The organism is Pseudomonas sp. H26/SER47-MNA-CIBAN-0231 (assembly GCF_040310465.1).
GTDB lineage: Bacteria > Pseudomonadota > Gammaproteobacteria > Pseudomonadales > Pseudomonadaceae > Aquipseudomonas > Aquipseudomonas atacamensis.
This window is the reverse complement of record NZ_JBEOPW010000020.1, coordinates 1-19,987: the sequence shown is the minus strand read 5'-3', so window position 1 is coordinate 19,987 and position 19,987 is coordinate 1. Positions and strand designations below refer to the sequence as shown.

Sequence of the window (19,987 nt, the reverse complement as noted above, 5' to 3'; positions counted from 1 at the left end):
CAAGGGACGCTCCGCGTCCAGTGACGCGGAGCGTCACGGGCTGCATTCCCACGCAGAGCGTGGGAACGATCAGCCTGTAGAGTGAGCCTGCTCGCGATGGGAGCAACCCGGGTTTACTGGATTTCCTCAGGCTTGACGATCACCCAGTTCTTGTCCGCCGTCACCGGCAAGCCTTCCTTGGCCTGGGCCGCTGCGTGTTTGGCCATCATGCCGTTGATTTGTGTCATGTACTTGTCCTTGCGGTTGATCCACAAGTGAATGCCGCCCTTGGCCACGTCGACATCGTGGAACAGCATGTAACCGTCGCTCGTCGGGGTATCGCCGCCGACCAGTACCGGTTTTTTCCATTCATCGATATAGGTCAGGATCGCCGCGTGCTTGCCGGCCATCCAGGTTGCCGGGGTCCACAGGTACGGCGTCAGCTCCAGGCCGAGGTTGGCCTTCTCGTCATATTTGCCGGCAGTGATCTGTTTGCGCGCGGTGGTCAGCTCGCCGGTCTTCTGATCCTTGAGCAGCAGTGAAACGCCAATGACGTTCTGCGGTTTGACGTTGTAGCCATACTTGGGATCCGCCGCGACCATACGCACCAGCTCCTCTGAAGCGGCGGTCATCACGTAAACCTCGATGCCGTTCTCCATCAGCTTGTTGTACAGCTCCTGCTGGCCAGTGAAGATCTTCGGCGGATTGACATCGAGCTTCTTCACCACATCGCCTTCGTAATACGTCGCCGGCACCGGTTTGCCCGAAGCCATCAGTTCGTCAACGTAGCCCTTGAGCTCCTTGAGGGTGAAGCCGGAGAACACCTGCGCCACCCATGGGTAGCAGACCATGTCGTCGACTTCGCAGAGCCGGTAGTAATAACTGAACAGGCTTTCCTTGTGCTCGGCGGTGTCCTTGAACGGCATCAGTTTCAGCGAGGGGTCGAGCTTGTCGCGGGTAATAAGGCCCTTGTTTTCCATGAACGGCAGCAAGGATTCTTCGAGGTCGTAGCGGTAACTGGTGTTGTCCATGTCGAACACCGCGTAATTACCCTTGTTGGCGTTGGCAGCGATCATCGCGTCCAGCGCCTTGGCCTGATCTGCCGGCCAATGCTTGAGGTCCGTGGCCAATGCATGGCCGGCGAGGCCAGCCGCCAGTGCTACAGCCAACAACGTGCGTGCAATTCTCATAGCGCTACTCCCCGATGCAAAGAGTTCGACGCTAACAAATCAGTGTGACAACCCTCGTCTGTCAGCGACCGCTTGCGTCCCCTGCGCGTCAGTTACATTGCCGACAGCGACACGCGCTTATTCCAAAAACGACGGACGCCCTGCCATTTCGGTATTAAATCATTGCAAATCAAGCTGTTAGGCTTGCCGGTTCGCAGCAGCCCCGGATGGCTGTTGGCACAGTCTTTACTGGAGTTCTCATGAATCTACCGCTGATTCTCAACTTGCTGGTGTTCCTCGCCTTGCTCTTCGGTCTGGCGCAGACGCGCCACACCACCTGGAGCCTGGCGAAAAAAGTCCTGCTTGCACTGGTCCTCGGCGTGGCGTTCGGCGTTGCGCTGCACACGATTTACGGTGCCGGCAACCCGGTGCTGAAAGCCTCGATCGGCTGGTTCGATCTGGTGGGTAACGGTTACGTGCAGTTGCTGCAAATGATCGTGATCCCGCTGGTGTTTGCTTCGATCCTCAGCGCCGTGGCCCGCCTGCACAACGCTTCATCGCTGGGCAAAATCAGTTTCCTGACCATCGGCACGCTGCTGTTCACCACCGCCATCGCGGCGTTGATCGGCATCGGCCTGACCAACCTGTTCGGCCTTACCGCTGAAGGTCTGGTCGCCGGCACTCAGGAAATGGCGCGCCTGCAAACCATTCAGAACGACTACGCCGGCAAGGTTGCCGACCTGAATGTGCCGCAATTGCTGCTGTCGTTCATTCCGCAGAACCCGTTCGCCGACCTGGCCCGGGCCAAGCCGACCTCGATCATCAGTGTGGTGATCTTCGCCGCGTTCCTCGGGGTCGCCGCACTGCAACTGCTCAAGGACGACGTCGAGAAGGGTCAGAAAGTGATCAACGCCATCGACACCCTGCAAGCCTGGGTGATGCGTCTGGTGCGTCTGGTGATGAAGCTGACCCCGTACGGCGTGCTGGCGCTGATGACCAAAGTGGTCGCCGGTTCCAACCTGCAGGACATCATCAAGCTCGGCAGTTTTGTCGTGGTCTCGTATATCGGCCTGGGCCTGATGTTCGTCGTGCACGGCGTGCTGGTGTCGGCAGCCGGGATCAACCCGCTGCGCTTCTTCCGCAAGATCTGGCCGGTGCTGACGTTTGCTTTCACCAGTCGCTCCAGCGCGGCGACCATCCCGCTGAGCATTGAAGCGCAGACCCGCCGCCTGGGTATTCCGTCGTCGGTCGCCAGTTTCGCTGCCTCGTTTGGTGCGACCATCGGCCAGAACGGGTGTGCCGGCCTGTACCCGGCGATGTTGGCCGTGATGGTCGCGCCAACGGTCGGCATCAACCCGCTGGATCCGTTGTGGATAGCGACGCTGGTGGCGATTGTCACGTTGAGTTCGGCCGGTGTCGCCGGAGTTGGCGGCGGCGCAACGTTCGCCGCACTGATCGTGCTGCCGGCGATGGGCCTGCCGGTGTCACTGGTGGCCCTGCTGATTTCGGTCGAACCGCTGATCGATATGGGCCGCACCGCGTTGAACGTGAGTGGCTCGATTACCGCCGGGGCGATTACCAGTCAGGTCATGCAGCAGACGGATAAAGCGCTGCTGGATGCCGATGAGCACGCAGAGTTGGCCCAGGCATAGTTTCAAAGGATCGTTCCCACGCTCTGCGTGGGAATGCAGCCCGTGACGCTCCGCGTCACTGGACGCGGAGCGTCCCTTGAGGCGTTACCACGCAGAGCGTGGGAACGATCATGCGCGCTCCCAGACTTCGAAGTTGTACGCGGGTTTATCTTCAACCGCCGGGTTTTCAACATCCGACACCAGCTTCCATTCGCTCAGATCAAACTCCGGAAACCACGCATCCCCTTGCGGGCTCAGCGCCACGCGGGTCAGGTACAGACGATCGGCCTGCGCCAGTCCCTGCGCATACAACTGCGCGCCGCCAATCAGCATCAGCTCATCAACGCCCTGGGCTTTCGCCCATTCCTCGGCGCGGGCCACGGCGGCTTCCAGCGACGGATAGACCTCGGCACCTTCGAGCTGCAGATCGGTCTGGCGGCTGACCACGATGTTCAAGCGCCCCGGCAGCGGCCGGCCGAGCGAATCCCAGGTCTTGCGACCCATGATGATCGGCTTGCCGAGCGTGGTCGCCTTGAAGTATTTGAAGTCCCCCGGCAGGTGCCAGGGCATGCTGTTGTCGACGCCGATCACGCGGTTTTCACCGAGGGCTGCGATCAGGCTGAGGGGCAGTGATTTAGTCATGCCAGCGAGGATACCAGAGCCGCGCTTACCCCGATAAGCGCCACAGCGGTTATGCTCAGCGCTCGATTTAGCGACGGGACGCCGCGTGACTGAACTGACTCCACTGCAAAACCTCTGGCTCACCGAAACCATCCGCCTGCGCGAAGAACACGCGGGGCCGCTGGATGACCTGGAAGCCAATCGTCTGGCCCGCGCCGCTGGCGGCGATCTGCCGAGCCGCATTGCGCGCCGGGCGCTATGGCTGGCCGAGCGCGACGGGCTCACCGCCGCCCTCAAGCACTGGCTGCAAGGCGCGCGCCTGGCGCTGGTGCTGTTGATGATTTTCGCCGTGCTCAGCGGCGCCGGCCTGGCTTTCGCCGCACTTGGCCAAACGCCGGTGAATGTCTTCTGGGCGCTGGGCAGTCTGCTCGGGATCAATCTGATTTTGCTGCTGAGTTGGGCGCTGGGCTTGATTTTCGCTGGCGAACACGGCGCCACCCTTGGGCGCTTGTGGCTGTGGCTCAGCGAAAAATTCGCCCGCGACGCCAAAGCCGCGCAACTGGCGCCGGCCCTGCTGTTGCTGCTGCAACGCAAGAAACTCAACCGCTGGGCACTCGGCGCGTTGGTCAATGGCCTGTGGCTGCTGGCGATGCTCAGCGCGCTGATTCTGTTGCTGACGCTGATGGCCACGCGACGCTACGGCTTTGTCTGGGAAACCACGATCCTCGGTGCCGACACCTTTATCCATGTCACCCAGGCCCTTGGCTATCTGCCCTCGCTGCTCGGCTTCAACGTGCCGACCGAGGAAATGATCCGCGCCAGCGGCGCCGGCGCACTGGATATCGAAAGCGCACGACAGGCCTGGGCGACCTGGCTGGTCGGCGTGCTGGTGGTCTACGGCGTGCTGCCGCGCCTGCTGCTCGCGCTGTTCTGCCTGTGGCGCTGGAACAGCGGCAAAGCCGCGCTGCGCCTGGATCTGAATCTGCCCGGCTACGCGCAACTGCGCGAACGGTTGATGCCAACCAGCGAGCGCCTTGGTGTCAACGACCCGGAGCCGGCGCAACTGCATCGCGTCGAAAGCAACGTCGGCGAACTGGCCAGTGAAGGCGCGCTGCTGGTGGCGATCGAGTTGGACGAACAGCGCCCATGGCCACCCGCGCTGCCGAAAAACGTCAGCAACGCGGGCATCCTCGACAGCCGCGAATCGCGGCACAAGCTGCTCGAACAACTCAGTCGTTTCCCGCCGGCGCGGCTGGCCATCGCCTGTGATCCGCGACGTTCGCCGGATCGCGGCAGCCTTGCGCTGATCGCCGAACTCGCGCGCAACGCTGGCGCCACTCGCATCTGGCTGCTGCAAGCGCCGCCTGGCGAAGCGCTGGACGGGCAACGTCTGGGTGACTGGCACGCGGCGCTGCAACAACTGAACCTGCCGTTTGCCGATTGCGCGCCGATGAACTGGCTGGAGAGCGGACATGACTGATGCACGCAAAGCCCCGCTGAAACTCGCGGTGGTCGGCCACACCAACGTCGGCAAGACCTCGCTGCTGCGCACGCTGACCCGAGACGTCGGCTTCGGCGAAGTCTCGCACCGGCCGAGCACCACCCGGCATGTCGAAGGCGCGCGGTTGTCGGTGGATGGCGAGCCGTTGCTCGATCTGTACGACACGCCGGGGCTGGAAGATGCGATCGCCCTGCTGGATTTTCTCGAGCGTCTGGAACGCCCCGGCGAACGCCTCGACGGCCCGGCACGGCTGGCACGGTTTCTCGACGGCAGCGAGGCGCGCCAGCGGTTCGAACAGGAAGCCAAGGTACTGCGGCAGTTGCTCGCCTCCGACGCTGGTCTGTATGTGATCGACGCCCGCGAACCGGTGCTGGCCAAGTACCGCGACGAACTGGAAGTGCTCGCCAGTTGCGGCAAACCGCTGCTGCCAGTGCTGAATTTCGTCAGCAGCGCCAACCATCGCGAACCCGATTGGCGCGAGGCGCTGGCGCGGTTGGGGCTGCATGCGTTGGTACGTTTCGACAGCGTCGCACCGCCCGAGGATGGCGAGCGGCGCTTGTACGAGAGCCTCGCCCTGCTATTGGAAAACGCCCGGCCGCAGCTGGAGCGGTTGATCGCCGACCAGCAGGCGCAACGCCTCGCCCGTCAGCAAAGCGCCGCACGCCTGATTGCCGAATTGCTCATCGACTGCGCTGCGTGCCGGCGCAGTGTGGTCAGCGAAGCCGAGCAGGAACAGCAGGCGATCAGCGAGCTGCGCAAAGCCGTGCGCCAGCGTGAGCAGAAGTGCGTTGAGGCGCTGCTCAAGCTCTACGCGTTTCGCCCGCAGGACGCGGCGGCCAGTGATTTGCCGTTGCTCGACGGGCGCTGGGGCGATGACCTGTTCAACCCGGAAACCCTGAAGCAACTCGGCGTGCGCGTCGGCGGCGGCATTGCTGCCGGTGCAGCGGCTGGGGCTGGTGTGGATTTGCTGGTCGGCGGAATTACCCTCGGCGCGGCAGCACTGGCCGGCGCGATTGCCGGTGGCGCACTGCAAACCGCGCGCAGTTATGGCAGTCGCCTGCTCGGCAAGATCAAAGGCCAGCGGGAATTGACAGTGGATGACGCCGTGCTGCGCCTGTTGGCGTTGCGCCAGCGCCAGTTGTTGCTGGCGCTGGATCAGCGTGGGCATGCGGCGATGGACAGCATTCAGGTGGCCACACCTGTGGACAAGACCTGGCGCGAAGGCAAATTGCCGGAAGCGCTGAACAAGGCCCGTGCGCATCCGCAGTGGTCGTCGCTCAATCCGCAGGCGAAGTTGGATCAGGCGGAAAGGCAGGAGCAGGTTGAGGCGTTGGTTGATCGGGTGCTTGAGCTTTAGATCGCTACCCCCTCACCCCAGCCCTCTCCCGGAGGGAGAGGGGGCCGACTGTGTTGCTCTTGGGTCATACACCGACCTGAGATATCCAGTCGAACTCAGGTTTGAAAAGCATGGAGATCAGCTCCCTCTCCCTCCGGGAGAGGGCTGGGGTGAGGGCTGCAATCACTCAGCCGACAACAATTTCTCAGCCTTGCGCTTTAACACACTCAGATCCACCAGCGGCACCGCAACCTCCTTCGCCAACTCATCCCAGCGCCGCATGCGCAAACTCAGCGCACACAACGGATCAGCCCCGAACGCATCCGCCTCAGCCGCGCTCATTATCCCGCCCTGATATTCCAGCGTCCGCCGACTCGCCTCACTCAACCGCGCGTAATAGCCTGGCTCGCGCAAGGTCAGATAGCGTTTAGCCTGAACGTGATACTCCACCAGTCGCGCCAGCCGTTCGCTGAAACCTGCCTCACGCAGATAATCGGCACCGAGCCGTTCATGGCTGACCACGCCATAACCGCCCATGTTTTCCGCGCCCTCGGCACACAAATGGCCGATGTCATGAAAGAACGCCGCCAGCACCACTTCATCGTCACAGCCTTCAGCCATGGCCAGTTCTGCGGCCTGGGACATGTGCTCGAGTTGCGACACCGGTTCGCCGATGTAATCGCTGGCGCCGAAGCGTTCATACAGGCCGAACACCCGGGCGATCACCTGTTCTTGATTCATGCTTGCTCCAGTAACTGCGCGATGTTGCGTTCGGCCAGCGCCGGCCCGACGCTCATGCCGACGCCGGTGTGCATCAGCGCCACGCTCAGGCCCGGTGCCGGGCGCAGGAATGAAAACGGCCCTGGCCCCCGAGAACCATAGACGCCCTGCCAGCGTTCGACCACCTGCACCTGGCAGCCCAGCGTCTGCTCGGCAAGTTCGAGCATCCAGTTGTCGACCTGTTCGGCGTTGAACGGTGACGCATCGCTGCCGTAATGATGCGAATCGCCAATGATCAGTTCGCCATACGGCGTCGGGCTGATCAGCAGGTGAATGCCGTTGGCGTGCAGGTGCGGTTGCTCACGGAGGATCTGCGCCTGCACCGCTGCGGCTTGCGGCAGATCGGCGAAAGCGCCGTAGTGCACGCAGCTCAGGCCGGTGAGCACGGCGTGTTGCAGATCGAGATTGATCTGCGGTCTGGCCCGCAGCATTTGCAAGCGGCAGACTTGCGGCTCAAGCGCAGCAATCGGCTCGGCCAGCAGGGTCTGATAATCGTGGCCGGAGCAGACGATGATCTGCTTGCCGGTAAAACTGCCAGCGGTGCTGTGCAAATGCCCCGGCTCGACGTCGCGCACCAGCGTGGAAAAATGAAACTCGACACCAAGGTCGCGGCGCAGATAGTCGATCAGCGCCGGAATCGCTTCGCGCGAGTACAGCTGCTGATCATCGACACCGTGCAGCGCGGCACGGTGATGGCTGAACTGGCCGCCATACAGATCACGCAACGCTGCGCCGCGCAGCAGCTCGACGTTGTAGCCATGCTCGACCGCGCGGCCGGCGCAGAAGGCTTCGAGCAGGTGTTCTTCGGCCTCGCTGCGGGCGAACAGGTATGAGCCGTTGCGCTTGACCTGCAGGCCGGCAAGTTGCGCCCAGTCACCCCAGATCTCGCGGCTGGCCTTGGCCAGTTCGAGCATGATGCCGGGCGGCTGACCGGTGACCAGCGCCTGGCCGAAGTTGCGCACCGAAGCGCCAAGGGGCGTGGCGGTGCGTTCGAATACCGCGACTTTCAGGCCGCGTTTGGCAGCGGCATAGGCGTGGGACAGACCGAGGATGCCGGCGCCGATGATGAGCAGGTCTTTGGGTTGTGTCATGTAGAGGTGCTCTGAATGAGAAACCGCTTTCGCGAGCAGGCTCGCTCCCACAGGGGACAGCATTGCAACTGTGGGAGCGAGCCTGCTCGCGAAGGGGCCTTGTCAGTCGATAAAGATCTTACTTGGCGACAACTTTTTCGGACTTGCCGTCATACCGCTTGCGCCATTCAGCCAGGATCTCGTCGCGATTCTTCGAGGCCCAGGCAAAGTCGTTCTTGATCAGACGCTGCTCATAGTCGGCTGGCAATTCGGTTTGTGGCTTGGCAATCCCCGGCTGCGCAAGAACAGCGAAGTTCTCCTTGTACAGATCCATCGCCTCGGCGCTGGCGGAGAAATCAGCGAGTTTCTTCGCCGCTTCTTCATGCGGTGTGCCTTTGATCACCGCTGTCGCTTCGATCTCCCAGCCCAGGCCTTCCTTCGGCAGGATGATGTCCAGTGGCGCGCCCTGGCGCTTCAGCTGTACGGCTGGATATTCAAAGGAAATCCCGATCGGAAACTCCCCCGCCGCCGCCAGCTTGCAAGGCTTGGAACCGGAGTGAACGTACTGGCCGATGTTCTGGTGCAGACCGTCCATATACGCCCAGCCCTGCTTCTCGCCGAAGGTTTGCAGCCAGGCGCTGACGTCAAGGAAACCGGTGCCGGACGACGCCGGATTGGGCATGACGATCTTGCCCTTGTACTCCGGCTTGGTCAGGTCCTGCCAACTGACCGGTTTGCTCAGCCCCTGCTTCTCGGCTTCGACAGTGTTGAAGCAAATGGTCGCGGCCCAGACGTCCATGCCGACCCAGGCTGGCGGGTTGGCGGCGTCGCGGTAGTTCGCGCCGATCTTGCCGAGATCCTTCGGTGCATAGCTTTGCAGCATGCCTTGCTGATCGAGAATCGCCAGGCTCGACGCGGCGAGGCCCCACACCGCGTCAGCCTGCGGACGAGCCTTTTCGGCGAGCAGCTTGGCGGTGATGATCCCGGTCGAATCGCGCACCCATTTGATCTCGACGTCCGGGTTGGCCTTTTCGAAGGCGTCCTTGTAGGACTTCAGTTGCTCGGCTTCGAGGGCGGTGTACACCGTCAACTCGGTTTTTGCCGCGAAGGCATTCAGGCTGAAAGTCGCGAGCACAGCAGCGGCCAGGGCCATAGGCTTGAACATGAGCGTTTTCCTGTAGATGAGTTGATCGGGTTTGCAATCAGTGACCTGGCGCGGTTTGCCGCCAGGCCTGGGAACGGCGCAACAGGCCGCGCGAAGCCCACGCCAGCAACAGCGACACGCCGGCCGAAGTGAACAGGATCAGGGTCGACATCGCCGCCGCGCCGCCAACGTTGCCGGCGTCATCCATGTTCAGCACCGCCACCGCCGCGAGGATGGTGTCGGGGCTGTAAAGGAAGATCGCAGCGGAAACCGTGGTCATCGCCGAGACGAACAGGTAGCGCACGATGTCCAGCAGCGCCGGCAGGCAGATCGGCACGGTGACGCGCAGGTAATGCCGGTACAGCGGCGCCTTCAACGACAGCGCGGCGGCTTCGAATTCAGCATCGAGCTGGCGCAGCGCGGTGGTCGCGGTCATTTGTGCGGTGGTCAGGTAGTGCGCAATGGTGCAGACGATCAGCAGCGTCATCGTCCCGTACAGCACGTGCAGCGGATTGCCGCTGAGGTTGAAGAAGAAGACGTAGCCCAGGCCCAGCACCAGCCCCGGCACCGCCATCGGCACGAAGCTGAGCATACGCAAAGCCAGGTTGAGCCCGCGCTGAGTGCGGGTTTTCTCCATCAGATAGGCGCCAGTGAAAATCAGCACGCTGCCGATCAACGCGGTGCCCAGCGCCATCTTCAGACTGTTGCCGTAGGCGAGCCAGCCACCGCCGGCGGTCTCGTTGAACTGATAGTGGTTGAGCGACAGCGACAGGTTGTACGGCCAGAACTTCACCAGCGACGAAAACACCGCCATGCCGAACACCAGGATCAACGCCGCACTGATCAGCAAAACGATCGCCAGATAGCAGCCGTCGCGCAGCCTGGACGGCAGCGGTTTGAACACCTGCGCGCGCCCGCTCATGGAGTCGCCGTGACGCCGACGCAGCCAGGCATCGACACCAAAGCTGAACAGCGCCGGCAGCAACAACACCATGCCGATCAACGCGCCGCGACCGAATTGCTGCTGGCCGACCACGGCTTTGTAGGCTTCCAGCGCCAGCACTTGATAGTCGCCACCGACCACCACCGGCACACCGAAATCAGTGATGGTCAGGGTGAATACCAGACAGAACGCAGCGAATACCGCCTGGCGGGTCGCCGGCCAAGTGATGCTGCGAAACGCTTTGGCCGGACTGGCGCCCATGCTCGATGCGGCGTCGAACAGCCGCGCATCGGCCAGCGACAATGCCGAGAGCAAAATCATCAGCGCATGGGGAAAGGTGTAGATCACCTCGCCCAGCACAATGCCCCAGAAGCCATAGATATTGTCCGAGAGCAGCCCACGCAGCATGCCCTGGTTGCCGAACAGATAAACCAGCGCAATCCCCGGCAGCATCGACGGCGCCATCAGTGGCAGCAGGGAGATTCCGCGCCAGATGCCTTTGCCCGGAATCAGCGTGCGTTGCAGTGCGTAGGCAAACAGGTAGGCCAGCGGTACGACAATGGCCGCAACGCTGAGGGACACTTTCAGGCTGTTGCCGAGCAGCCAATGGAAATTGGCACTGGTCACCAACTCTTTCGCCGCGAGCCAGCCGCCGCCCTGCCCGGCGTCGTTGCTGAAGCCGCGCCAGAAGATCGCCAGCAACGGCAGCAGCACCGCGAGGCCGAGCAACACCAGCAGGAGGACTTTGCCGCCGAGCACGAACAGGCGATCGCCGATCTCGGCTTTCGAGGACTGTCGCACCTGCTTGTGCGGTAGCGGCAGCGCGAGGTTGCTGTTCATCAGGCGAACACCTGCAAACTGCGCGGCGGCAAGGCGACCATGATCTGCTGGGCGCCGAGGCGCGGCATGGCTTCTGGAGCGATTTCGGCGAGCAGTGCGTGGCCCGGCAATTGATCAAGTTCGAAGCTCATCCGGCAGCGGTTGCCGAGAAAAGTGATTTCGCGAACCCTGGCCGGGAACAAGTTCTCTTCGTGCACCAGCGGGTTGACGTTGATCGCCTCCGGGCGGCAGAACAGTCGACCCGAAGCGCTGTGTACGCTGCCCTCGGCCAAGCGCAGATTCATCCCGCCAACCTTGGCGTGACTGTCGCTGCTGCGCTGAAACGGCAGCCAGTTGCCCTGACCGACAAACTCGGCCACGAACGGCGTGGCCGGGCGGTTGTAGATTTCCTGCGGGGTGGCGTACTGCTCGACGCGGCCGTTATTCATGACCGCGATGCGATCGGCCATCAGCATCGCTTCGTCCTGATTGTGCGTGACCATCAGCGTGGTGATGCCGAGGTTGCGTTGCAGCTGACGCAGCTCGGTGCACAGATGCTCGCGCACCCGCGCGTCGAGGGCCGACATCGGTTCGTCGAGCAACAGCAGCGACGGTGCCGGCGCCAATGCCCGAGCCAGCGCCACCCGCTGTTGCTGACCGCCGGACAATTGACCGGGGTACTTTTTCTCACTGCCGGTGAGACCGACCAGTTCCAGCATCTGACCGACACGCCGGCGCACTTCATCGCGCCCGCTGCCGGCGAGGCCGTAGGCAATGTTCGCCTCGACCGTCAGATTGGGAAACAACGCGTAGGACTGGAACAGAATCCCGTAATCCCGCGCTTGCGGGGCAAGATGCGAGACATCGCGATCGCCCAGATACAACTCGCCGCTGTCCTGCTGCTCCAGCCCGGCAATGCAGCGCAACAATGTGGTCTTGCCACAGCCCGACGGGCCGAGCAGGCACACCAGTTCGCCGGCGGCGACATCGAGGGAAACGTTATCCAGCGCATTGAACGCGCCGAAACGCTTGTGCACGCCGCGCACTTTCATCGGCGCGCCGGGGTTGGTCAGGGCAGTTGCGATGGCAGGATTCATGGACGGACCTCAGCAAACGGATGAGGCCAATCCTAGAGTTGTAATGCGTCCGTCATGTGGCAGCGAGGCAAAAACCGCTGATAGTGGTATTCGAGGATTTTGGTTCACTGCAGATCGTTCCCACGCTCCGCGTGGGAATGCCTCATCGGACGCTCCGCGTTCGGCTTTTGGGACGCAGAGCGTCCCGGGCTGCATTCCCACGCGGAGCGTGGGAACGATCATTACGCAGGAGACATCTCTTGTGCCAAGCCGAGGAACGCCGCCGGCAACCGCGCACCCTTCCTCTCTTTGAGGCAATACAGATACTCCGGAATCTGCGGCGCATTCTCGATGGTCAGCACCCTCAGTTGCGGATCATGCGGCACCTCCTGCCGCGCAATGATGCTGATACCGATATTGCGCAGCACGGCTTCACGAATGGACTCACGGCTGCCGATCTCCAGCAACGGCCCGAAACTGACCCCGGCGCTGGCCAGCAACTCTTCGGTCAACCGCCGCGTGGTCGAACCCGGCTCGCGCATCAGCAATGTATGCCCGGCCAGCGCATTCAACGTCACATGTTCCTGCGCCGCCAACGGATGATTGCGATGCACCGCCAGCACCAGCGGATCGGTGCCGAGCACCCGGCGAATCAACCGCGCATCGTCGAGCAACTGCGACGATGCCGCGACATCCACGCGGTAATCCTCCAGCGCTTCCAGCACTTGCTGCGAATTGCCGATTTCCACCGACACTTCCACCTGCGGCAAACGCTCGCGGAAGGTCTTCACCAGATCGAGGATGTAATATGGCGCCGTCGCGGCAATGCGCAGCGTGCCCTGCACCTGACCGCTGTTGCGCAGGAAGAACTCGATGTCGGCCTCTTGCTGCAACAGGGTCTTGACCATCGGCAGCAGCCGCGCGCCTTCGTCACTGACGCTTAAACGGCGCCCGCCACGGTAGAACAGTTCCACCGAATACTGACTCTCCAGATTGCGGATTTGCGTGGTCACGGTCGGTTGGCTGAGGCCGAGCTTTTTCGCCGCCAGCGTGATGCTGCCCAGGCGGGCGACCATGTAAAACGCTTTCAGCTCGGCACTCAGCACAACCTTCCCTCACGTTTACTTGCGCAGCAGGCGCAAACCGTTGAACACCACCAGCAGGCTCACGCCCATATCGGCAAACACCGCCATCCACATGGTGGCAAGCCCGGCAAAGGTTACCGCAAGAAATATCGCCTTGATCACCAGCGCCAGTGCGATGTTCTGTTTGAGGATGCTCGCGGTATTGCGCGACAGGCTGATGAACGCAGGAATCTTGCGCAGATCGTCGTCCATCAGGGCGACATCGGCGGTTTCGATCGCGGTGTCGGTGCCGGCGGCGGCCATGGCGAAACCGATCTCGGCGCGGGCCAGTGCCGGGGCGTCGTTGATGCCATCGCCGACCATACCGACCCGGTGGCCCTGCTTGTACAGATCTTCAATGGCTTGCAGCTTGTCGGTCGGCAGCAAGTCGCCGCGCGCCTCGTCGATGCCGACCTGGGCGGCAATCGCTTGCGCGGTGTGGACGTTGTCGCCGGTCAGCATCAGGGTTTTCACCCCGAGTTCATGCAACTGACGAATCGCTTCGCGGCTGGTTTCCTTGACCGTGTCGGCCACGGCGAACAGCGCCAGCGGGCCTGATTTGTCGAGCAGCAACACCACGGATTTGCCCTGCTTTTCCAGCGCGAACAGCTTCTCTTCCAGCTGCGGTGAGCACAGGCCAAGCTCTTCGACCAGACGATGGTTGCCCAAATGATAAGTCTGGCCGTTGATGTCGCCTTTGACGCCCCGCCCGCCCAACGCGGCGAAGTTATCCACAGTCGGCGCGGCGAAGTTTTTATCCACAGCGGCACTGGCAATCGCCAGCGACACCGGGTGATCGGAGCGCCCGGCCAGCGCGGCGGCGATGGCCGGTGCCGTGGCGTCTGCGGTCGGCTCGAGCGAAAGGTAATCGGTCTGCACTGGTTTGCCGTGGGTGATCGTGCCGGTCTTGTCCAGCGCCAGATAATCGAGCTTGAAGCCGCCTTCCAGGTACACGCCGCCCTTGACCAGAATGCCCTTGCGCGCCGCCGCCGCGAGGCCGCTGACGATGGTCACCGGGGTGGAAATCACCAGTGCGCACGGGCAGGCAACCACCAGCAACACCAGCGCGCGGTAGATCCAGTCGAACCACGCCGCGCCCATGAACAACGGCGGGATGATCGCCACGGCCAAGGCGAAGACGAAGACCGCCGGGGTGTAGATTTTCGAGAATTGGTCAACGAAACGCTGCGTGGGTGCCCGCGCGCCCTGGGCCTGTTCGACGGCGTGAATGATCCGCGCCAGGGTCGAGTTGTTCGCCGCAGCGGTGACCGTGTATTCCAGCGAGCCGGCCTGATTGATGGTGCCAGCGAAGACTTTATCGCCGACAGCTTTTTCCACCGGCAGGCTTTCACCGGTGATCGGCGCCTGGTCGATGGTCGAATTGCCGCTGACCACCGCGCCGTCCAGCGCGATGCGCTCGCCTGGCTTCACCCGCACGCGGGCGCCGAGTTCGACGCTTTTCACCTCTTGTTCGCGCCAGTTGCCGTCAGCCTGCAAGACCGTGGCTTGCTCGGGGGTCATCTGCATCAAGCCGCTGATCGCATTGCGCGCGCGGTCCAGCGAGCGTGCCTCGATCAACTCGGCGACGGTGAAAAGGAACATCACCATCGCCGCTTCCGGCCACTGACCGATGAGGATGGCGCCGGTTACGGCGATGCTCATCAGCGCATTGATGTTGAGGTTAAGGTTCTTCAGGGCAATCCAGCCCTTTTTGTAGGTGCCGAGGCCGCCGCTGAGGATCGACACCAGCGCAACAATCGCCACCACCCAGTCGGGGGCAGCGCTGGTGAAGTGGATGACTTCGGCGCCCAGCGCGGTCACACCGGACAGCGCCAGTGGCCACCAGTGTTTTTTCACCGCAGCCGGGGCCGGAGCATCGACACCCGCCTCTAGCGGCTCGGCGTGCATGCCGAGGGATTTGATCGCCTCGGTGATCGGCTCGGTGCCCGGCAGATTATGGGTCACGCCAAGCACGCGATTGATCAGATTGAATTCCAGCTGCTGCACGCCGGCCAGTTTGCCGAGCTTGTTCTGGATCAGCGTCTGCTCGGTCGGGCAGTCCATTGCCTCGATGCGGAAGCTGCTCAGGCGCGCGTCGGCGCTGGTCTTTTCGCTCAGTTGCACCAGGGCAGGCGCTGCGGCTTTCGACGAGCAGCAGGAATCTTCGTGCGAATGAACCGGGGCCGGCGCAGCTTTCGAAGCGCAGCAGGAATCGCCGCCGTGCGAATGTTTATGCACCGGCTGCAATTCATGACTGTGATCGTGGCCGTCGCCGGGCTTGTGGGTGTGCAGGGAATCACTCATTGGTCGCGTCCATGAAGGTGCCTGTTGCCAAGTAAAGACCCTGTAGCCACTATAGGGTCAAGCACCCTTTTGGAGATGGCCGTCATGAAGATCGGCGAACTGGCGAAACTCACCGACTGCGCCGTGGAAACCATCCGCTACTACGAGCGCGAAAACCTCCTGCCGGAACCGGCGCGCAGCGACGGCAACTACCGCGTCTACACCCAGGCCCACGCCGAGCGCCTGACCTTCATCCGCAACTGCCGCACCCTCGACATGACCCTCGAAGAAATCCGCAGCCTCCTCGCCCTGCGCGACAGCCCGCAGGATCAGTGCGAGAGCGTCAATGCGCTGATCGACGAACATATTCAGCACGTGAAGGCGCGAATTGATGGGTTATTGGCGTTGCAGACACAACTGCTCGACCTGCGCCAACGCTGTGGCGAAGGGCCGGAGGCGGATCAATGCGGAATCTTGCAACGGCTGGAGGTGAGTGGCGGGGTTGTCGCGGCCGAAGTCGAACACTCCCATGTGGGCCGCAGCCACGGCCACTGACGGGCGAAGCTCGTTCCCACGCTCCGCGTGGGAATGCCGCCATGGACGCTCCGCGTCCAAAGTGACGCAGAGCGTCACGGGATTCATTCCCACGCGGAGCGTGGGAACGATCAATGGTGACTAGACCGCCATCGGCGCGGTCATCGGCGGATGGTGCTCATAGCCTTCCAGCGAGAAATCGCTCGGCTCGACCAATTCCAGCCACTCCGGCTGATATACGCCAGTCTTGGCAAACTCCGGCACGCGATCGGAGATCTTCAGTTTCGGCATGGCAAACGGCTCGCGCTTGAGCTGTTCGTTGAGCATGTCCAGGTGGTTTTCGTAGACGTGCGCATCGCCGATGAAATAGGTGAACCAGCGCGGCGTGTAGCCGGTCAGGCGACCGATCAGGCTCAGCAGTGCGGCGCCTTCGGTGAGGTTGAACGGCGTGCCCAGTCCCAGATCATTGGAGCGGATGTACAGGGTCAGCGAGATCTCTTTGGTCTCGACGTTCGGGTGGAACTGGTACAGCAGATGGCATGGCGGCAGGGCCATTTCATCGAGCTGGGCGACGTTCCAGCCGTGGAACAGAATGCGCCGGCTGCCCGGATCGTTGATGATCGTGTCGACGCACTGGCGCACCTGATCGATGGCTTTGTACAGCACCACGTAGGCCTGGCCGTCTTCTTCGCCCTGAGCGATCTGCTTGTAGCCGTTGGCCAGGGTCTGTTCGATGGCGGCGGTGTTGCTCAGCGGGATCTGCTTGTACGCCGGCCACTTGCGCCACTGCACGCCGTAGATTTCACCGAGGTCGTCGTCGCCCTGACGGAACGGGTTGGCCAGCCATTGTGCGTTTTCGTTGGCGTTCTGGTCCCAGACCTTGCAGCCCAGCGCGCGGAATTCAGCGGCGTTGTTCACGCCACGCAGAAACCCGCACATCTCGCCGATGGCCGATTTGAAAGCCATTTTGCGCGTGGTGATCGCCGGGAAACCTTCCTGCAGATCGAAACGCAGCATTGCTCCCGGAAAACTGATGGTGTTGATGCCGGTGCGGTTGGCCTGCTTGGTGCCGTTCTTTATGACGTGCGAGACCAGTTCGAGATATTGCTTCATGAGTTACCTGTGTCCTTGGAGCCCCGGCGTCGCGCGCCGGGGTTCGTAGTTTAAGCCGTCGGCGCGAGCGGTGCTGCCGGGGCGCGACGATAGGCCAGCCAGATCAGCAACAGCCCGCCGACAATCATCGGCACGCAGAGCACCTGACCCATGGTCAGCCAGTTCCACGCCAAGTAGCCCAACTGCGCATCCGGGACGCGAACGAACTCGACGATGAAACGGAAGATGCCGTAGAACAACGCGAACATGCCGGAGACCGCCATGGTCGGACGCGGTTTGCGCGAGAAGATCCACAGGATCAGGAACAGCGCCACGCCTTCGAGGGCAAACTGATACAGCTGCGACGGGTGGCGCGGCAACTGCGCCGGATCGCTGAACGGCGGGAACACCATCGCCCATGGCACGTCGGTGGCCTTGCCCCACAGCTCGGCGTTGATGAAATTGCCGATGCGCCCGGCGCCCAGACCGATCGGCACCATCGGCGCGACGAAGTCCATCAGCTGGAAGAACGACTTGCCATTGCGCTTGCCGAACCACAAGGCCGCGAGCATCACGCCGATGAATCCGCCGTGGAACGACATGCCGCCCTTCCACACTTCGAAAATCAGCGTCGGGTTGGCCAGGTACGCGCTCAGGTCATAGAACAGCACGTAACCCAGACGGCCGCCGACGATCACGCCCATCGATAGCCAGAACACCAGATCGGAGAGTTTCTCCTTGGTCCAGGTCGGGTCGAAGCGGTTGAGCCGGCGCGACGCCAACAGCCACGCGCCGCCGATGCCGATCAGGTACATCAGACCGTACCAGTGGATTTTCAGCGGACCGATGGCCAGGGCCACCGGGTCGATCTGCGGGTAAGGCAGCATTGCGACTCCTTGTTAGAGTTGAAAGCGAAATTCCCGGGCGACGCTGCCACCTCAGGATTAAGCCAGGATTGCCACGCGGTCAGAGCAGAAAGCTCAAACCCACGCAGAACAGCAAAGCGGCGAACAGCCTTTTCAGCAAGCGCGGCGACAACCTGTGTGCCAGACGCGCGCCGAGCCGGGCGAAGACCATGCTGGTCAGGGCGATGCCCAACAATGCCGGCAAATACACAAAACCGAGACTATGGGCCGGCAACAACGGATCGTGCCACCCCAGAATCATGAAACTTGCTGCACTGGCCAGAGCGATCGGCAAGCCACAGGCCGACGAGGTCGCCACCGCCTGCTGCATCGGCACGCTGCGCCAGGTCAGAAACGGCACGGTCAGCGAGCCGCCGCCAATGCCGAAAATCGCCGAGGCCCAGCCAATCACCGTACCGGCAGCGGTCAGACCGAGTTTGCCCGGCACCGTTCGGCTGGCCTTGGGTTTGACATCCAGCGCCAGTTGCACGGCGATCACCAGGGCAAATACGCCGATGATCTTTTGCAGGTTCGGCCCGGAGATCGCTTCTGCGGTCAGCGCCCCGAAACCGGCACCGAGCAGGATACCCACGGTCATCCAGCGAAAAATCGCCCAGCGCACCGCGCCACGGCGGTGATGCTCACGCACGGCGTTGACCGAGGTGAAAATGATCGTCGCCAGCGACGTGCCCACCGCCAAGTGCGTAAGAATCGACTGATCGAAACCCTGCAGGGTGAAGCTGAACACCAGCACCGGGACGATGATGATCCCGCCGCCAACGCCAAACAGCCCGGCGAGCACGCCCGCACAGGCGCCGAGCGCCAGGTAGAGCAGAAATTCCATGACCGTCTCCAGCACGCATCGGCAAAACAGGAGCGGCATGTTAACGGATGCGCAGCGTTCTGCTCCACTGGCGATGGATGCACGGACGCCGGATGCGTAGAGTGGGCAAAAAACACACAAGGACCACCTTATGTGCCTGATTGTTTTCGCCTGGCGCCCGGACCATGCCCAGCCGCTGATCGTCGCGGCCAACCGCGACGAATTCTACGCCCGCCCCAGCCTGCCATTGGCGCAGTGGCCCGAGGCGCCGCACGTACATGCCGGGCGCGATCTTGAGGCTGGCGGCACCTGGCTGGGGATCGGCGCCAACAGACGCTTCGCCGCACTGACCAATATTCGCGATCCGCAACAGCCGCCGGCCACCAAATCCCGGGGCGAGCTGGTGGCGCGGTTTCTTGCGGGCGATCTGTCGATTGATGATTATTTGAGCGATGTAGTGGCCCGTGCCGCCGAATATGCCGGGTTCAATCTGCTGCTGGGCAATGCCCATGAGTTGTGGCACTTGAATGCGCGGGCGTCAGAGCCGGTGATGTTGCAGCCTGGGGTTTATGGTTTATCCAACGCGGGGCTGGATACGCCTTGGCCGAAACTGCTAAAGGCCAGGGCTGCGTTGAGCGCGGTGCTGGATGATCCGCAGCCTGAGCGTTTGTTGACCTTGCTCAGCGATGCACAGACCGCACCCGAGGCCGAGTTGCCGGATACCGGGGTGGGCATGGCGACGGAGTCGTTGCTGTCGAGCGTGTTTATTGCCAGCCAGAGTTACGGGACGCGGGCGAGTACAGCGTTGGTTGTACAGGCGGACGGCACGCGGCGGATGGTAGAGCGCAGTTTTGGGCCGTATGGTGGGCATCTCGGGGAAGTTGAGGTTTGTGTCTAGCAGCAGCCCCTCACCCCAGCCCTCTCCCGGAGGGAGAGGGGGCCGACCGAAGTGTCTTGCGGTATACATCGACCTGAAAGATCGAGTCGATTATGGATTCAGCAAAGCACTTACAGGTCGACGGAGTTCTGCAGCATCCCCCAATCAGTCGCCTCTCCCTCTGGGAGAGGGGGCCGACCGAGGTGTCTTGCGGTATACATCGACCTGAAAGATCGAGTCGATTATGGATTCAGCAAAGCACTTACAGGTCGACGGAGTT

The 19,987-nt window shown here is 62.4% G+C and carries 17 protein-coding genes; 5 read left to right on the top strand and 12 right to left on the bottom strand.

The window, feature by feature from the left end:
* Positions 1-113: 113 nt before the first annotated feature.
* On the bottom strand, positions 114-1,169 hold the full coding sequence (locus AAEZ10_RS23390) for an HAD family hydrolase (RefSeq protein ID WP_122706738.1): 1,056 nt from the start codon (positions 1,167-1,169) through the stop codon (positions 114-116).
* 239 nt (positions 1,170-1,408) lie between these two features.
* Between AAEZ10_RS23390 and AAEZ10_RS23385 the strand changes: the two genes are divergently transcribed.
* Entirely contained in the window at positions 1,409-2,800 is a 1,392-nt protein-coding gene (locus AAEZ10_RS23385) for an L-cystine transporter (protein WP_042606536.1), read from the top strand.
* A 108-nt stretch (positions 2,801-2,908) separates the two neighbouring features.
* On the opposite strand, the gene AAEZ10_RS23380 is transcribed toward AAEZ10_RS23385, so the two are convergent.
* A complete protein-coding gene (locus AAEZ10_RS23380) occupies positions 2,909-3,421 on the bottom strand; it encodes a dihydrofolate reductase (protein ID WP_350571185.1) in 513 nt (170 codons plus the stop codon).
* Positions 3,422-3,506: 85 nt separating this feature from the next.
* Here AAEZ10_RS23380 and AAEZ10_RS23375 point away from each other — a divergent pair, with 85 nt between their 5' ends.
* Positions 3,507-4,880 carry a DUF2868 domain-containing protein gene (locus tag AAEZ10_RS23375; RefSeq protein ID WP_350571183.1) on the top strand — a complete coding sequence of 458 codons (1,374 nt, stop codon included), beginning with the start codon at positions 3,507-3,509 and terminating at the stop codon, positions 4,878-4,880.
* Positions 4,873-6,258, top strand: a complete 1,386-nt coding sequence (locus AAEZ10_RS23370; protein ID WP_350571182.1) for a GTPase/DUF3482 domain-containing protein — start codon at positions 4,873-4,875, stop codon at positions 6,256-6,258. Before AAEZ10_RS23375 ends, AAEZ10_RS23370 begins: the two co-directional genes overlap by 8 nt.
* 162 nt (positions 6,259-6,420) lie before the next feature.
* Here the strand turns inward: AAEZ10_RS23370 and AAEZ10_RS23365 are convergent, their stop codons facing one another.
* From AAEZ10_RS23365 to AAEZ10_RS23335, 7 genes are all read right to left on the bottom strand, one after another.
* On the bottom strand, positions 6,421-6,978 hold the full coding sequence (locus AAEZ10_RS23365; protein ID WP_110644445.1) for a phosphonate degradation HD-domain oxygenase: 558 nt from the start codon (positions 6,976-6,978) through the stop codon (positions 6,421-6,423).
* Positions 6,975-8,108, bottom strand: a complete 1,134-nt coding sequence (locus AAEZ10_RS23360) for a TIGR03364 family FAD-dependent oxidoreductase (protein WP_073471012.1) — start codon at positions 8,106-8,108, stop codon at positions 6,975-6,977. The genes AAEZ10_RS23365 and AAEZ10_RS23360 overlap by 4 nt, the downstream gene beginning before the upstream one ends.
* 118 nt (positions 8,109-8,226) lie before the next feature.
* Positions 8,227-9,252, bottom strand: coding sequence for a putative 2-aminoethylphosphonate ABC transporter substrate-binding protein (locus AAEZ10_RS23355; RefSeq protein WP_130900350.1), 1,026 nt, complete (start codon positions 9,250-9,252; stop codon positions 8,227-8,229).
* 37 nt (positions 9,253-9,289) lie between these two features.
* The gene (locus tag AAEZ10_RS23350) at positions 9,290-11,014 is read right to left on the bottom strand and encodes a putative 2-aminoethylphosphonate ABC transporter permease subunit (protein WP_243243056.1); all 1,725 of its coding nucleotides are present in this window, start codon (positions 11,012-11,014) and stop codon (positions 9,290-9,292) included.
* The gene (locus AAEZ10_RS23345; protein WP_350571178.1) at positions 11,014-12,090 is read right to left on the bottom strand and encodes a putative 2-aminoethylphosphonate ABC transporter ATP-binding protein; all 1,077 of its coding nucleotides are present in this window, start codon (positions 12,088-12,090) and stop codon (positions 11,014-11,016) included. Before AAEZ10_RS23345 ends, AAEZ10_RS23350 begins: the two co-directional genes overlap by 1 nt.
* Positions 12,091-12,311: 221 nt before the next feature.
* Positions 12,312-13,175 carry a LysR family transcriptional regulator gene (locus tag AAEZ10_RS23340; RefSeq protein WP_038861192.1) on the bottom strand — a complete coding sequence of 288 codons (864 nt, stop codon included), beginning with the start codon at positions 13,173-13,175 and terminating at the stop codon, positions 12,312-12,314.
* Positions 13,176-13,190: 15 nt separating this feature from the next.
* Positions 13,191-15,497, bottom strand: coding sequence for a heavy metal translocating P-type ATPase (locus tag AAEZ10_RS23335; RefSeq protein WP_350571176.1), 2,307 nt, complete (start codon positions 15,495-15,497; stop codon positions 13,191-13,193).
* An 84-nt stretch (positions 15,498-15,581) separates the two neighbouring features.
* Between AAEZ10_RS23335 and cadR the strand changes: the two genes are divergently transcribed.
* Positions 15,582-16,031, top strand: coding sequence for a Cd(II)/Pb(II)-responsive transcriptional regulator (gene cadR / locus AAEZ10_RS23330; protein WP_130928467.1), 450 nt, complete (start codon positions 15,582-15,584; stop codon positions 16,029-16,031).
* 120 nt (positions 16,032-16,151) lie between these two features.
* Here the strand turns inward: cadR and AAEZ10_RS23325 are convergent, their stop codons facing one another.
* The 3 genes from AAEZ10_RS23325 to AAEZ10_RS23315 form a co-directional block, all read right to left on the bottom strand.
* The gene (locus tag AAEZ10_RS23325; protein ID WP_073471007.1) at positions 16,152-17,123 is read right to left on the bottom strand and encodes a thymidylate synthase; all 972 of its coding nucleotides are present in this window, start codon (positions 17,121-17,123) and stop codon (positions 16,152-16,154) included.
* A gap of 50 nt (positions 17,124-17,173) precedes the next feature.
* Entirely contained in the window at positions 17,174-17,989 is an 816-nt protein-coding gene (lgt, locus tag AAEZ10_RS23320) for a prolipoprotein diacylglyceryl transferase (RefSeq protein WP_016772683.1), read from the bottom strand.
* A gap of 79 nt (positions 17,990-18,068) precedes the next feature.
* Complete coding sequence (locus AAEZ10_RS23315; RefSeq protein ID WP_016772682.1) at positions 18,069-18,851, bottom strand: sulfite exporter TauE/SafE family protein; 783 nt, start codon at positions 18,849-18,851, stop codon at positions 18,069-18,071.
* Between the two features lie 130 nt (positions 18,852-18,981).
* Here AAEZ10_RS23315 and AAEZ10_RS23310 point away from each other — a divergent pair, with 130 nt between their 5' ends.
* Complete coding sequence (locus tag AAEZ10_RS23310; RefSeq protein WP_350571173.1) at positions 18,982-19,728, top strand: NRDE family protein; 747 nt, start codon at positions 18,982-18,984, stop codon at positions 19,726-19,728.
* The last annotated feature ends 259 nt before the right edge of the window (positions 19,729-19,987 follow it).